This window comes from Priestia sp. KCTC 13724 (assembly GCF_056820425.1).
Genome location: NZ_JBXDLD010000051.1, coordinates 18,879 through 31,912, shown reverse-complemented (window position 1 = coordinate 31,912; position 13,034 = coordinate 18,879). Strand labels below are relative to the sequence as shown.

The following is a 13,034-nucleotide window of genomic DNA, read 5'->3' as shown; positions in this document are numbered from 1 at the left end:
AGGTTGTTTCTAGATTTAAATAGAAACAACCTCTTTTTTAGCAATTTCTGAGTAGTTTTGTATACAGGTCGATTAAAGCCAGCTGTTCACTATGAGCAAGACTGCTATTGTTAATCCGCTGAACGGCCAGTTCATATTTTACCTCAGGAGATTTACGAACGCGAGGATGCGTCATTTCATCACGTAAATCCTTTTGAATAGCATAGGATAACTTTTCTTTAACGGAAAGATTATCTTGGTTGGAAAAAGAGCGATTTACCCAAAGTTTTTGATAGGCGCTAAACAATTGTTCATCTGATATCACGATGCATAAACTCCTTTTATTAATATACGTATTAGTTTAGCACACATACTCTAGTACCTGTATGTCACTTCTACAGCTGATACAACTGTCAGAGACTGCGTTTGAATCGGTGGAGCAGACCCAAGTGTCTTAGCTGCCACTACATAGCCACCAGGGGGCTGCTGAGTCCGTTCAGTGACTTCCAGCGGAATAGGGTTTAAGGCAACGCCTAGGGTGTCTGCAATAGCCGTTGCTTTCTCTCCAGCGTGCTGAACGGCTTGAGAAAGTGCTTGCTTTTCATAGGGTATCGGATCTTTCACAAAAAAACGAATATCTTCTGCTACGTTTCCACCGCTTGCAACAGAGATAGCGTACACTTCACCAGCTTGTTTAATATCTGCAACATGAACTTCAAATAAATGCTGTACTTCGTATCCAACTAATGTCGTTTTGCCATCAGTGTAGTCATATTTTGGGTTAATAGTAAACGATGCGGTCTCAATATCACTTTGTTCAATTCCAGCATTTTGAAAGCCATCAATCATTGTATTGGAAACGGTAGTGTTTTCTTTTAATGCTTGCTGTACGCTTAGGTTTTCTGTACGAACACCGATAATAATGGAAATGCCATCTGGAACAGCCGTAATACGGCCTTCTCCTATCACTTTTAGCTCACGCTCATTTCCTTCACGTGATGGTGGGGGCTGGTGATTATATGGAAACATGGATGGATGCATGCTATAAACCTCCTTATAAGCTCTTATCTATATACGTATGAAGAAAAAGCTTGGGCTACGTATAGAAAATAAAAAGCTCGCAAAAAGATGTTTGCGAGCTTTCGTTTGGATTTATTTAGTTTCTTCTTCTAATGTTTCTTCCATTTCAACGAAAGTACCTTGAACTTTCGTTGAAGGATCTTTCGTTAACAAGCTGACAACGACGACAGCTAAGAAGCTTAGTACGAAACCAGGAATCATTTCATAAAGTGCTTCGCTTAATCCAGGTACGTTTACCCAAATTAATACCGTAGCAGCCCCAACAATCATACCGGCAAGAGCACCCCAACGAGTCATCTTCTTCCAGTATAGACTTAGTAAAACTGCAGGGCCAAATGCTGAACCGAACCCGGCCCATGCATAACCTACAAGACCCAAAATCGTATCATTTGGATCTAATGATAAGAGAATACCAATGATTGCGACACCTAGTACAGATAGACGTCCTACTAAGACAAGTTCTTTATCTGTTGCTTTGCGACGGAAAAACGCTTTATAAAAGTCTTCCGTAATAGCACTTGATGTTACAAGTAGCTGAGACGAAATTGTACTCATGATTGCAGCAAGAATCGCTGCTAGTAAGAACCCTGTAATAAATGGATGGAACAATACTTGTGCGAATTTAATAAAGATTGTTTCTGGATCTGCTAATGTGGTTGCAGTTTGGTCAACATAAGCAATACCAATTAATCCAGTAAACATTGCACCGATAATGGAAATAATCATCCATCCCATACCGATTCGGCGAGCTGGTTTTAACTCTTTAATAGACGAAATAGCCATGAATCGAACAATAATGTGAGGTTGCCCAAAGTAGCCAAGACCCCAAGCTAAGAATGAGATAATTCCAACAACCGTTGTACCTCTAAAGAAATCTAAGTACGCTGGGTCAATGTCACGAACTACATCAAACGTTGTTCCAACACCGCCTAATTCAGTAAACGCTACAATCGGTACAAGAACAAGAGCGATAAACATAATAATACCTTGTACAAAGTCGGTTAAACTTACCGCTAAAAATCCACCGAATAGTGTATAAGCAATAACAACACCTGCTGTTACAAATAAACCAATTCGATAGTCTAAACCAAACGCAGACTCGAATAATGTACCACCGGATACCATTCCAGCAGAAGTATAAAGAGTGAAGAAGACAAAAATAACGATGGCTGATACTGTTCGAAGAACTTTGGATGTATCATTGAAGCGGTTTTCAAAATAATCTGGGATTGTAATGGAGTCATTTGCTACTTCTGTGTACGTTCGAAGACGCGGAGCAACAATTAGGTAATTTAGGTAAGCTCCGATTGTTAAACCAACGGCAATCCATAAACTAGATACTCCTGTAGCATACATAGCACCTGGTAAACCCATTAACATCCAACCACTCATGTCAGATGCACCAGCTGATAGGGCTGTTACAGCAGGACCAAGTCCACGACCACCTAGCATATAGCCTGAAATGTCATCAGTAGATTTTTTATAAGCATACCAACCGATAGCCAGCATCCCTATAAAATAAATTGCTAGTGAAATAAATAAACTAATATCCACAATATCTCTCCTTTTTCTGTTTTTATATATGACTTGTGGAAAATCGTGTCATATAAACAGCTTACGGTTTTTTAAGCTAACAAACTTTTCCCAGAGTATCAAGTTATTAAACACGAATTTTTTGAAATGAAACCCGCTTGATTACATAAATAAAGCCAATGAAACCGCTTACTAAATAAAAATAAAGTAAAAATATTATGAATATTAAAACATGTATTTATTCTTTAAAAATTAGAATAAATTACCAATAAAATTGTTGCTTTCTACTATTTAATATGGTGCCTTTTGATTAAAAATATGTACACGTTCTAAAACAAAAAAAGGCCGCATTTGGCCTTTTTTAATTAACGATTGTTCGGAAATACTCGGCGTACTACTTCATTAAATTCGTTGATAATGCCGGTAATTGGCTGTCCATCTTCCAACTTGTTAACATAACTATTCATGCGATTAACAAAATATGGGTTTGTTGAAACATATACTTCTTGAATGTTGCTGTTAGATTTTTTAACCTCATCAGCAATTTTTGTTTCCATTTCTTTTGTTAACTTGCCTTCTTTTTTATCTTCTAAAACTGCTGCAACATACGCATCACGATTCATTATAACAACGTTTGCATTTTTCACTTCACTTAATGCATTTACTCGATCGGCTGCACCGTTTGCTACTTCCATGCGTGATTCAGCATATTGATCACGCTTTTTTTCTTGCGTTACGTCATTCATATTGTTATCCATTTCATTTTCATATGAAACGTTGCGGACCGTATCGTCATTAATGAGGCCATCTTTTCCTTGGTCTGTAGTGTTACAACCAAATAATGATAAAATTGTTGCGAAACTAACTGCTACAAAAAGTGATTTTTTTATCATGTCTCATTCCTCCTTGTGAAATAATTTTCGTTCGTTAGCTTTCATTAAACGAGGTGAAAACATACATAGAAATTTGAAATAAGCTTATACTAAGCCAAAAAGGAGTGGTAAAAATGAACCGTGGAATTGAAGAAAGCTTATTGATTATACGAAGCGAAACAGGGAATGAACATGAGAAAACAACCTTTGCTTTAACAGAAGTAGAAGCACGATTGTTATTTGAAACGCTACAAAATAAGCGTAAAGAAGTCATCGATGAAGATTTAGACAATATGCTTACATAATAGAGAGGTGAGAGCCGAACCTGTTGATTCGGCTTTGTATTCTTTTTTAAATCAAGAAAAGAAGAATGTAAAAAACTACCGTTCTCTCTTGCATTTTAGAAAAAGTTATTGTAGAATGAAAACGTAAACATTTTTAATTTTTAAATAAAAAATTAAGTGCTCTCACTTATTTCAGAATGAGAGGATTTATTGCGAACTAGATGGTTGATACACAATTCACGTGTTATAAAGGAGATCTACTTCGTAGTAGAAAGTCTTTATAATATGTGAATTTTTTATTTACGGTGTAAATATAGAGTAACATATTAAATTTTTTACATTTTTTTGGAGGTTTTTTTATGGCTACTAAAGGTACAGTAAAATGGTTTAATAGTGAAAAAGGATTTGGGTTCATCGAAGTTCCAGGAGAAAATGACGTATTCGTTCATTTCTCAGCTATTCAAACAGACGGATTCAAAACATTAGAAGAAGGCCAAAGCGTAGAGTTTGAAATCGTTGAAGGTCAACGTGGTCCTCAAGCTGAAAACGTTGTAAAACTTTAATTTAAATCGTTAAAAGCTACCTTATTTAAGGTAGCTTTTTCTATTTTACAAAAATGTATTGACAGCTTCTCAATAAACAAGTACCTTATTTAAGCATGTGTATTTTAGGAGGTAAAGAATGAGTCAAGTTAAAGCACAAGAAGTAAAGATTACCACTGCTGATCCATCAGCTATTGGGTTATTCGGTTTGGCAATGGTGACGCTAGTAGCATCATCACAAAAGCTGGGCTTAACAGATGGATTAGCTTTTATTTTGCCGTGGGCTATTTTCTTAGGTGGTCTTGCGCAATTGTTCGCAGCTATTCAAGATGGCAAGCATAATAATACGTTTGGTATGACTGCATTTGGAGCATTCGGATTGTTCTGGTTCGGTGTAGCTGCTTCATGGTTAATGCAGCTAGGGGCTTTTGGAGAAGAACTCGCAGTAGTTGATGGGCGACAATTAGGTATGGCTTTTATCGGCTATTTAATTTTCAGCTTATTTATGACAGTTGGAGCAATGGAAACGAATAAAGTTCTTTTCATTATTTTTGTTCTTATCGATTTCTTATTTATTGGTTTATCATTGAGTTCGTTTAATGTTATGTACCATGTCACACATTTATTAGCTGCTTTTTCAGAGCTTTTAATTGCAATTATGTCATTCTATGGATCGGCAGCCGCAGTATTGAATACGCATTTTGGAAGAGAAGTGCTTCCGATTGGAAAACCGTTCGGGATTTTTAAAAAATGATAAAAAAAGAGTTTGGGACATAACAAAATGATGGCTTCTAAAAGACGAACACTCGCTGTTCCCATCTCTTTGATTTGTCTCAACACGTTCGTTCCATTGCGCTACGGTCACTCGCTTTCCGCGGGGAGGAACCTGAGCTTCCTCGCTGCGCTGCGGGATCTCCGTTTTCACTCCCTTTCCCGCAGGAGTCGAGTGACCTACGCTCCATTCCACCCTGTTTCCAACATTTTTTCACAATCAACCAAAAAATCTGAACGATTAAAAGTTATGAACTCTCAATCGTTCAGGTATAGTAGAGGCTGAACTACTTATGTCTCAGTCTCTTTTTATTTAGACTACAACGCTCAATACAATCGGAAGAGTAATAAGGCTCAAACAAGTGCTGATAAGCGTGGATGATGAGACAAACTCGGTGTCAGTGTTATACTCGAGCGCATACATTGTGGTATTAGCTGCTGTTGGCATGGCAGCCATAATAATGAGTATTTGCTTTGTCATTTGATCAATCGGTAAAAATTGAACAATGATAAATGCAAGAATTGGTGAAACTAATAATTTTAATGATAACGAAAAAGACAGTTTGCGAAACGCAATGTTTTTTAACTTGATATTAGCAAGCTGCATCCCTAGAACAATCATAACTGTTGGAATTGTCGCACTTGCTACTAAGCTAACTGCTTCTTCAACGGGTGGACTTAGCGTAATATGTAGAAGTTGAAAAGTCAGCCCTAAGATGGCTCCGTATACAATTGGCATTGTTGCAACAGCACGCAAAGCAGATTTGATTCCGTTCGCCTCGGGACTGCCTTTTGCAGCATAGTAAACCCCAACGGTACACATGATGAGCTGTTGAAGAACCATTAGTACAATTGCAATATCTAATCCCATCGCTCCGAATACTAATAAGACTACAGGAGTTCCGTAGTTACCGTTATTCATAAATGCAGAAGCGAGAATCATTCCACATGTTTCCGTTGTTGAATAACTCCGGATAAACCCAATTAGCCTGACAACCGCAATGATTGATAAGCAAAGAATGAGTAAAAAAGCGCCTAGGTACAAATATGTAACAGATATTAGATTCGTATAAAACGTTTGAAAGACAAGTACAGGAGACATTAGATACAATGACATTTTTGAAATGTTTTTTGCATCAAAACCAATGGTCTTTTGGCCGATAAATCCAAGAGCAAAAATGCCGAAAATAGGAAGTAGTACTTGTAGAAACTCCATCGAATCCTCCTTTCTATAAAAAAGGTAATCTACGTATAAGGTGAGAGCTGTTTTGCACTCGCGTTCTTAGAAGCATATGTTAAGTACACGCAAAGTGATAATATAATATACTTATTATACAAGAAAAGATAAGAAGAAGGGGGAAGAACCGTGCGGGATTTTCACTGTTGTGCAACCTGTCAGCATTTTAGAAGTATAAAGCTTGAAAATGGAATGAAGTATTTTTGTTCCAGGTTGGGATATGATACGAAACCATCCTACCAGTTTAACTGCTGGAAGCCTACAGAAATAGTAAAAAAACTAATGGAACATGAAGAAAAAAAGAAATAAAAAGAGGATGGAACATAACAAAACCTTTTCTCACCTCTTTACGTTGTCAGAATAAGTTCGTTCCATTCCATCTTGTCTCCAAAATTGTTTTCACAATCAAAATAACCTGAACGATTAAAAGTGAGGAACTCTCGATCGTTCAGATTTATCATTGGCTGAATTACCTATGTCCCAGCCTCTTTTTGTTTATTCTCCTGTTTTTTCAGCTTCTAGATGCTTGCTACAAAATGCTTGAACTTCAACAGCTTCGTCATCTTCTAGTTCAAAATCTAACACCTTATTAGTAGAGATTTCATAGAAATAAGGTTGAGAAATAGAAGATTTGCCATCATTAATAATATAAAGTGTTCGGAGACCTAAGTCACTGCCTGTATATAGTTCATCTTCTTCATCTACGTCGATATAAAGGTGAAACTCATAGCGTTCACCTGGTAACATTCCAAATGGATCTTGCAATTTTTCTACGGTGTATTCACGAATTGAAAACATATGTTTATCCTTTCTGTTTGAAACAAAAATTGCTCTTAGCTTAATAATATATAAGAGAAAAGCAACTAAAGAGCTTCTTCATTATAGCGTAAATAGTAAAAGAGAACAAAGGGTGATTTTTTATTTTAAGGATTTACAGGCTTTAATAAATGAACCGTACGATTTAAAGTGAGAGCTTCTGTTTGTTTCTGATAATTTTTGTAGTGAGCACTCGATAAATGTTCATCTAAAGCATGCTTGTCTCGCCATTGTTCGTAGAAAACAAAGGTGGAGGGATTGTCAATAGATCGATGCAGGTCATATCGAATACAGCCATTTTCGCTTTTTGAGGGTGCCAATACGTTTAGCAAGACATCATATAGTTTTTCCTCAGAACCTGGCTTTACTTCGAGGATTGCTGTTACTATTACAACTGACATAACAAATCTCCTTTGGCCACTGAAATTGTATTAGTAGTATTCCGAATATAAAGAGTTAATATGCATTTACGTAGATTGTACATAGACATTTATACGAAGGTACGATAAACTAAACCAAAAGGGGTGCACGGAAGCATGAACAAGGAAAGCTATAAATTAGATGATTCACTAGGATATCGATTGTTTCACGCCTCACGCTTAATGATGAACCGTTTAAATCATCATTTTAAAAATAACAATTATCCACTTACATATGAGCAGTGGCAGATTATGAGTCGACTATATGAAAAAGATGGCCAAACTCAAAATCAGCTAGCTATTCAAAATGAACGCGATCAAGCAAGCGTATCACGTCTAATTGATAACATGATTAAGCGTGAGTTAGTAAAGCGAGTTCCACATATAACGGATCGTCGAATTAACTTAATTTATCTAACATAATATGGGAAAGACATCCAGTTGGAATTAGAAAAACTAGCACAGCAAACAATTAATGATGCGTCAGAGGGGTTAACAGAAGAAGAGTTAGCTACCTGCTTGTCAACGTTAAATAAAATTCGATGTAATTTACGGTAATAAGTATTCTCCGTTTGTCATGTAAGTACAAATGGAGGTTATTTCCACTTAAAAACTTGTTTAAACAAGTTTTTAAGTGGAAATAAAGAAAAAAAATAGGGGAATCCTATTGACATATGATAATGATTTTCACTATCATATAATAAGTGAGAGGATAACAAGACCAGTGATGGAGACATCATTTTATTTTTTACCATGAACTGATAATGATTATCGTTATTGATATTTTTAAATTATACATAGTAAGGAAGAGTAGCAGCGTGAAAATTAGGTATCTTATTATTTTACTATTTTTATTATCGCTTATTTCGTTATTTATCGGCGTATCACCAGTAAATATTTATGGGGTCTTATCCTTTGATCAAGAGCAAATTCAAGTGCTACTAATTAGTCGTTTTCCACGATTGATTAGCATCATTATTGCTGGAGTAAGCTTAAGTATATGTGGATTGATTATGCAGCAGCTGACGAGAAATAAATTTGTTTCTCCGACGACCGCTGGAACCATGGATTCTGCACGCTTAGGTGTTTTGGTAGCATTGATGTTATTCACATCAGCTAGTCCAATTCAAAAAATGTTGGTTGCATTTGTTTTCGCTTTAATTGGAACCTTCATCTTTATGAAGATTTTAGATTCTATCAAAGTAAAAGATCGAATTTTTATTCCTCTTGTTGGTTTGATGTTTGGTAATGTCATTGGTTCCATAACGACATTTTTTGCTTATAAAAATGATTTGATTCAAAGCATTGGCTCTTGGTTGCAAGGTGATTTCTCTACCATTATTTCAGGACAATATGAGTTAATCTATTTAAGTGTTCCACTGATGATTATTGCCTACTTGTATGCTAATAAATTTACGATTGCAGGAATGGGAGAGGACTTTGCTACCAATCTAGGGTTACCATTTAAGCAGGTTGTGAACATTGGGTTAGTCATCGTAGCACTTGTGTCATCTATCGTACTATTAACGGTTGGAATGATTCCTTTTTTAGGATTAATCATTCCAAATATTGTGTCAATATATGCTGGAGATCATTTGAAAAACAGTCTTCCGCAAACAGCTTTGCTTGGAGCGGTTTTTGTACTGACTTGTGATATTTTAGGACGAGTTATCATTTATCCATACGAGATTTCCATTGGTATGATGGTTGGCGTCATTGGTAGTGGGATATTCTTGTACATGTTGATTAGGAGAAAGGCTTATGAGTAATCGATTAAAATTAATAGTTTTAGCAACCGTGGCAGTTGGCGTAACTTTATTATTTTTATTTTATCAATCAAATGGTAATTGGGACTATATTCTGCCAAGGCGTCTAGAGAAATTAGCAGCAATTATCCTAACAGGATTTTCCATTGCAGTTTCCACCGTGGTGTTTCAAACAATCACTAACAATCGGATTTTAACGCCAAGTATTATTGGATTAGACTCTTTGTATATGCTTATTCAGACCATTCTTATTTTTCTATTCGGTTCAATGAATATTGTGACGGTGAATAAAAATATAAACTTTGCAATTTCCATTGTAGGGATGGTTTTGTTTGCCATGCTTCTCTATCAAATGTTGTTTAAAAAAGAAGGAAAAAGTAACATTTATTTTTTACTGTTAGTTGGGTTGATTTTTGGAACGTTTTTCCAAAGTGTCTCTTCCTTCATGCAAGTATTAATTGATCCGAATGAATTTCTAATGGTACAAGATCGAATGTTTGCAAGCTTTAATAATGTTCAGACAGAACTGCTTTTTCTATCTTTCTTATTAATTATCATACTAAGCGTATATGGGTCTCGGTATGTTAAATATTTAGACGTTTTATCACTTGGGAGAGAAGAAGCCATTAACCTTGGAATTGACTATGATGCAGTGACAAAAAAGCTTCTTGTGTTAATTGCTATCTTTATTTCTATTGCAACAGCATTGGTTGGACCTATTACTTTCTTAGGCTTGCTGGTTGTTAACGTAGCGCACGAAGTATTTAAAACGTATCGCCACACGTATCTTCTAAGTGGCTCTATTATCATTAGTATTTTCTCTTTAGTAGGTGGTTTACTAGTTGTTGAACGCGTCTTCACGTTTTCAACAACGCTCAGCGTCATTATTAACTTTATTGGTGGCGTGTATTTTCTTTATCTTTTATTGAAGGGGAGTAGAACATGATTACTGTTAACGGTGTGACAAAAAAGTACGGAAACAAAAAAGTAATAGATGATGTATCTGTTCAAATTCAAAAGGGAAAGATTACGTCATTCATCGGACCGAATGGAGCAGGGAAAAGTACGCTGCTATCTATGATTAGTCGCATCTTAAAGAGAGATGAAGGTGAGATTCTATTAGAAGGTCACGATGTGATGAACTCAAAAAGCAACGAATTAGCAAAGAAAATTTCAATCTTAAAACAAACAAACCATTTAACGATGCGACTTACAATTCGAGAACTCGTATCATTTGGTAGGTTTCCTTATTCACAAGGAAAGTTAAAGAAAGAAGATATAGCTTATATAGATGAAGCGATTGCATATATGGAGCTTGAAGATATGCAGCATAAGTATATTGATGAGCTAAGCGGTGGGCAGAGGCAACGAGCATATATTGCAATGGTCTTAGCTCAAAATACGGATTATATCTTACTTGATGAACCTTTAAATAATTTAGATATGAAGCATTCTGTTCAAATCATGAAGGTTTTAAGAAGGCTTGTGGATGAGCTAGGGAAAACGATTATTATTGTCATTCACGACATTAATTTTGCCTCATGCTATTCAGATTATATTGTTGCTTTAAAGAATGGACAACTCATTAAGCATGGAGCAACTTCTGAAATTATTAAAGAAGATGTTCTTTTAGACGTCTATGATATGCATATTCCTATTCAAACAATTGATGGAAACAAGATAGGCGTTTATTTTTCAGCTTAGATCAAGGTGATTGTTATTTTAATCCATTAAGAGGTTGTTTAGCGCGGGGCCCTTTACATGAAGTGCGAAAATAGCGGCTTATGATTAGAGTAATTCACATATATTTTAAATACAGCGAAAAGGATGGAAGTTAGATGAAGAAGTTATATATGGTATTTCTAGCAGCGTTGCTTGCAGTTATAGTTGCAGCTTGCGGATCAAATGAAGGTAGCACGACTGCAGACAATGAAAAGAAAGAAACGAAAAAGGAAGAAACAATCACGGTTCAGCATGAATTAGGAGAAACAAAAGTAGATAAAAATCCAGATAAGGTAGTAGTCTTTGATTTTGGTACATTAGATTCTATGGACAAATTAGGAATCAACGTAACCGGTGTTCCGCAGGATAGCATGCCTTCTTATCTATCAAAATATGAAGATAAGAAGTATGAAAATGTAGGAGGATTAAAAGAACCTGACTTTGAAAAAATCAGCGAAATCAATCCAGATTTAATCATTATTTCAGGGCGTCAAGCTGATCAATACGACGAGTTTACAAAGATTGCACCGACAATTCATATGGGTTTAGACACAGAGAACTATATGACTTCATTTAAGAAAAATGCACAAACGTTAGGCGAAATCTTTGGCAAAGAAGCAGAGGTAGAAAAAGAGGTAGCGGCTGTTGAAAAAACAATGGCAACTGTGAAAGAAGAAGCTCAAGCTTCAAAGAAAAATGGTTTAATTGTTCTTGTTAACGAAGGAAAAGTAAGCGCATATGGACCAGGCTCACGCTTTGGTATCATTCATGATGAACTAGGAATTACGCCAGTTGATGCTGGTATCGAAGCTTCCACGCATGGTCAAGGCGTGTCGTTTGAATACATTGTAGAGAAGAATCCTGATTACTTGTTTGTAGTGGATCGTAGCGCAGTTGTAGGTGGGGAATCATCTGCTAAGCAAGCGCTAGAAAACGAGCTAATCAAAAAAACAAAAGCTTATAAAGAAGGAAACATTGTTTATTTAGATCCGAACTACTGGTACTTATCAGGTGGGGGACTACTTTCAGTAGCTGAGATGGCGAAAGAAATTGAAAAAGCAGTACAATGATGAAAAAGCGATGCGGTTTAAACCGCATCGCTTTTTTTATTCTTGATTCTTTATTTCTGCCATTTTATGAAGAGCTTCATGCATTTTAAATACAACAATTAGGGTTTCACAGTAAATGCGCGTAAATAGTGGCCCCACCACAATTAATGCTAGGCCTAAAAAGACAAGGGAACCACCACCATACATGCTATTAATTCCACTTACAATAAATCCAAAACCTAATAGAATGGTTAAGACAGAGACAATAATGAAGACAATTTTAATGATAGAAGGTGTTAACATCTTGTCGAAGTTGAAAAAGCTACTATTCATTTAATTTCTCTCCTTTGGTGTGTAGACTAGTTGTTTTGTCCTTTTATACATATCAACAAGCACGGCTATTTAGAACAGAATCACTTTATTTTTTTAACGTTAAGAACCAGATAAGTTATAATGATAGAAAAGTAAAGAAGACAAACAGATGGAGGAATAAATGATTAAAGAAAATAGTGTGCTAAATAATCAGCAAGCAAAAGCCATTTTAGCTTTACAAAAACGATCATACGAAGTTGAAGCATCAATTATTCGTAGTCGTCAGATTCCACCTTTGCAAGAAACGCTCCTCCACCTACAACAATCTAAAGAGATATTTTTGGGATACTACATAGAAGACACGTTAGCCGGCGTTATTTCGTTTAAAGTGCTGGGGAAAGAGTTAGATATTTACCGGTTGTTTATTGATCCTGCGCATTTTAAACAAGGAATTGCTCAAAAATTACTAGCCTTTGTAGAAAAAAACTATTCAGCTACTAAGATATCTGTTTCAACGGCTTCAAAGAATATGCCAGCTATTTGTCTTTATCAAAAGAAAGGCTTTTTCGTGATAAGAACTACAAAAATAAATGATGAGCTAACCCTAGTTCATTTGGAGAAAGTAATAGAAGGCGGTAAACTATCATTATAG

Annotated in this window: 18 protein-coding genes; 9 read left to right on the top strand and 9 right to left on the bottom strand. The window is 35.9% G+C overall.

Features of this window, described 5'->3' with window-relative positions; genetic code table 11:
- Positions 1 to 37: 37 nt before the first annotated feature.
- From AC1UFB_RS07520 to AC1UFB_RS07505, 4 genes are all read right to left on the bottom strand, one after another.
- Entirely contained in the window at positions 38 to 304 is a 267-nt protein-coding gene (locus tag AC1UFB_RS07520; protein WP_025907398.1) for a hypothetical protein, read from the bottom strand.
- A 50-nt stretch (positions 305 to 354) separates the two neighbouring features.
- Positions 355 to 1,020 (bottom strand): SIMPL domain-containing protein, encoded by a 666-nt coding sequence (locus AC1UFB_RS07515; protein ID WP_100347468.1) that lies wholly within the window; start codon positions 1,018 to 1,020, stop codon positions 355 to 357.
- A 111-nt stretch (positions 1,021 to 1,131) separates the two neighbouring features.
- Complete coding sequence (gene putP / locus AC1UFB_RS07510) at positions 1,132 to 2,613, bottom strand: sodium/proline symporter PutP (RefSeq protein ID WP_100347469.1); 1,482 nt, start codon at positions 2,611 to 2,613, stop codon at positions 1,132 to 1,134.
- A gap of 344 nt (positions 2,614 to 2,957) precedes the next feature.
- Positions 2,958 to 3,485: a YhcN/YlaJ family sporulation lipoprotein gene (locus AC1UFB_RS07505; RefSeq protein WP_482588898.1), complete on the bottom strand. Its 528-nt coding sequence runs from the start codon at positions 3,483 to 3,485 to the stop codon at positions 2,958 to 2,960.
- A gap of 113 nt (positions 3,486 to 3,598) precedes the next feature.
- On the opposite strand from AC1UFB_RS07505, the gene AC1UFB_RS07500 reads away from it, so the two are divergent.
- From AC1UFB_RS07500 to AC1UFB_RS07490, 3 genes are all read left to right on the top strand, one after another.
- The gene (locus AC1UFB_RS07500) at positions 3,599 to 3,769 is read left to right on the top strand and encodes a hypothetical protein (protein ID WP_167556154.1); all 171 of its coding nucleotides are present in this window, start codon (positions 3,599 to 3,601) and stop codon (positions 3,767 to 3,769) included.
- 338 nt (positions 3,770 to 4,107) lie between these two features.
- A complete protein-coding gene (locus tag AC1UFB_RS07495) occupies positions 4,108 to 4,311 on the top strand; it encodes a cold-shock protein (RefSeq protein WP_025907130.1) in 204 nt (67 codons plus the stop codon).
- Positions 4,312 to 4,429: 118 nt separating this feature from the next.
- A complete protein-coding gene (locus AC1UFB_RS07490; protein ID WP_100347470.1) occupies positions 4,430 to 5,044 on the top strand; it encodes an acetate uptake transporter in 615 nt (204 codons plus the stop codon).
- Here AC1UFB_RS07490 and AC1UFB_RS07485 read toward each other — a convergent pair.
- The 4 genes from AC1UFB_RS07485 to AC1UFB_RS07470 form a co-directional block, all read right to left on the bottom strand.
- Positions 4,952 to 5,257: a hypothetical protein gene (locus tag AC1UFB_RS07485; RefSeq protein WP_482588896.1), complete on the bottom strand. Its 306-nt coding sequence runs from the start codon at positions 5,255 to 5,257 to the stop codon at positions 4,952 to 4,954. The genes AC1UFB_RS07490 and AC1UFB_RS07485 overlap by 93 nt on opposite strands.
- Positions 5,258 to 5,374: 117 nt before the next feature.
- Complete coding sequence (locus tag AC1UFB_RS07480) at positions 5,375 to 6,277, bottom strand: AEC family transporter (protein WP_076513268.1); 903 nt, start codon at positions 6,275 to 6,277, stop codon at positions 5,375 to 5,377.
- 516 nt (positions 6,278 to 6,793) lie between these two features.
- Positions 6,794 to 7,096, bottom strand: coding sequence for a DUF6509 family protein (locus AC1UFB_RS07475; RefSeq protein ID WP_100347473.1), 303 nt, complete (start codon positions 7,094 to 7,096; stop codon positions 6,794 to 6,796).
- Between the two features lie 125 nt (positions 7,097 to 7,221).
- Positions 7,222 to 7,515 (bottom strand): putative quinol monooxygenase, encoded by a 294-nt coding sequence (locus AC1UFB_RS07470; RefSeq protein ID WP_100347474.1) that lies wholly within the window; start codon positions 7,513 to 7,515, stop codon positions 7,222 to 7,224.
- Between the two features lie 135 nt (positions 7,516 to 7,650).
- On the opposite strand from AC1UFB_RS07470, the gene AC1UFB_RS07465 reads away from it, so the two are divergent.
- The 5 genes from AC1UFB_RS07465 to AC1UFB_RS07445 all read left to right on the top strand — a co-directional run bounded on the left by AC1UFB_RS07465 (position 7,651) and on the right by AC1UFB_RS07445 (position 12,091).
- Positions 7,651 to 7,956: a MarR family winged helix-turn-helix transcriptional regulator gene (locus AC1UFB_RS07465; RefSeq protein ID WP_482588893.1), complete on the top strand. Its 306-nt coding sequence runs from the start codon at positions 7,651 to 7,653 to the stop codon at positions 7,954 to 7,956.
- 395 nt (positions 7,957 to 8,351) lie between these two features.
- Positions 8,352 to 9,302, top strand: a complete 951-nt coding sequence (locus AC1UFB_RS07460) for an ABC transporter permease (protein ID WP_061785366.1) — start codon at positions 8,352 to 8,354, stop codon at positions 9,300 to 9,302.
- Positions 9,295 to 10,245: an iron chelate uptake ABC transporter family permease subunit gene (locus tag AC1UFB_RS07455; RefSeq protein ID WP_061785365.1), complete on the top strand. Its 951-nt coding sequence runs from the start codon at positions 9,295 to 9,297 to the stop codon at positions 10,243 to 10,245. Before AC1UFB_RS07460 ends, AC1UFB_RS07455 begins: the two co-directional genes overlap by 8 nt.
- Positions 10,242 to 11,003 (top strand): iron ABC transporter ATP-binding protein, encoded by a 762-nt coding sequence (locus tag AC1UFB_RS07450; protein ID WP_061785364.1) that lies wholly within the window; start codon positions 10,242 to 10,244, stop codon positions 11,001 to 11,003. Before AC1UFB_RS07455 ends, AC1UFB_RS07450 begins: the two co-directional genes overlap by 4 nt.
- 134 nt (positions 11,004 to 11,137) lie before the next feature.
- Complete coding sequence (locus AC1UFB_RS07445) at positions 11,138 to 12,091, top strand: siderophore ABC transporter substrate-binding protein (protein ID WP_076513262.1); 954 nt, start codon at positions 11,138 to 11,140, stop codon at positions 12,089 to 12,091.
- Positions 12,092 to 12,127: 36 nt separating this feature from the next.
- On the opposite strand, the gene AC1UFB_RS07440 is transcribed toward AC1UFB_RS07445, so the two are convergent.
- Complete coding sequence (locus tag AC1UFB_RS07440; protein ID WP_025907150.1) at positions 12,128 to 12,403, bottom strand: DUF4282 domain-containing protein; 276 nt, start codon at positions 12,401 to 12,403, stop codon at positions 12,128 to 12,130.
- Between the two features lie 160 nt (positions 12,404 to 12,563).
- On the opposite strand from AC1UFB_RS07440, the gene AC1UFB_RS07435 reads away from it, so the two are divergent.
- Positions 12,564 to 13,034 carry a GNAT family N-acetyltransferase gene (locus AC1UFB_RS07435; RefSeq protein ID WP_025907736.1) on the top strand — a complete coding sequence of 157 codons (471 nt, stop codon included), beginning with the start codon at positions 12,564 to 12,566 and terminating at the stop codon, positions 13,032 to 13,034.

What these genes read in the sequence shown, in the direction of transcription:
- AC1UFB_RS07515 (WP_100347468.1), bottom strand. Translation starts at nt 1,020, where the DNA reads ATGCATCCATCCATGTTTCCATATAATCACCAGCCCCCACCATCACGT.
- AC1UFB_RS07505 (WP_482588898.1), bottom strand. Translation starts at nt 3,485, where the DNA reads ATGATAAAAAAATCACTTTTTGTAGCAGTTAGTTTCGCAACAATTTTA.
- AC1UFB_RS07500 (WP_167556154.1), top strand. Translation starts at nt 3,599, where the DNA reads ATGAACCGTGGAATTGAAGAAAGCTTATTGATTATACGAAGCGAAACA.
- AC1UFB_RS07495 (WP_025907130.1), top strand. Translation starts at nt 4,108, where the DNA reads ATGGCTACTAAAGGTACAGTAAAATGGTTTAATAGTGAAAAAGGATTT.
- AC1UFB_RS07490 (WP_100347470.1), top strand. Translation starts at nt 4,430, where the DNA reads ATGAGTCAAGTTAAAGCACAAGAAGTAAAGATTACCACTGCTGATCCA.
- AC1UFB_RS07480 (WP_076513268.1), bottom strand. Translation starts at nt 6,277, where the DNA reads ATGGAGTTTCTACAAGTACTACTTCCTATTTTCGGCATTTTTGCTCTT.
- AC1UFB_RS07475 (WP_100347473.1), bottom strand. Translation starts at nt 7,096, where the DNA reads ATGTTTTCAATTCGTGAATACACCGTAGAAAAATTGCAAGATCCATTT.
- AC1UFB_RS07470 (WP_100347474.1), bottom strand. Translation starts at nt 7,515, where the DNA reads ATGTCAGTTGTAATAGTAACAGCAATCCTCGAAGTAAAGCCAGGTTCT.
- AC1UFB_RS07465 (WP_482588893.1), top strand. Translation starts at nt 7,651, where the DNA reads ATGAACAAGGAAAGCTATAAATTAGATGATTCACTAGGATATCGATTG.
- AC1UFB_RS07455 (WP_061785365.1), top strand. Translation starts at nt 9,295, where the DNA reads ATGAGTAATCGATTAAAATTAATAGTTTTAGCAACCGTGGCAGTTGGC.
- AC1UFB_RS07450 (WP_061785364.1), top strand. Translation starts at nt 10,242, where the DNA reads ATGATTACTGTTAACGGTGTGACAAAAAAGTACGGAAACAAAAAAGTA.
- AC1UFB_RS07445 (WP_076513262.1), top strand. Translation starts at nt 11,138, where the DNA reads ATGAAGAAGTTATATATGGTATTTCTAGCAGCGTTGCTTGCAGTTATA.
- AC1UFB_RS07440 (WP_025907150.1), bottom strand. Translation starts at nt 12,403, where the DNA reads ATGAATAGTAGCTTTTTCAACTTCGACAAGATGTTAACACCTTCTATC.
- AC1UFB_RS07435 (WP_025907736.1), top strand. Translation starts at nt 12,564, where the DNA reads ATGATTAAAGAAAATAGTGTGCTAAATAATCAGCAAGCAAAAGCCATT.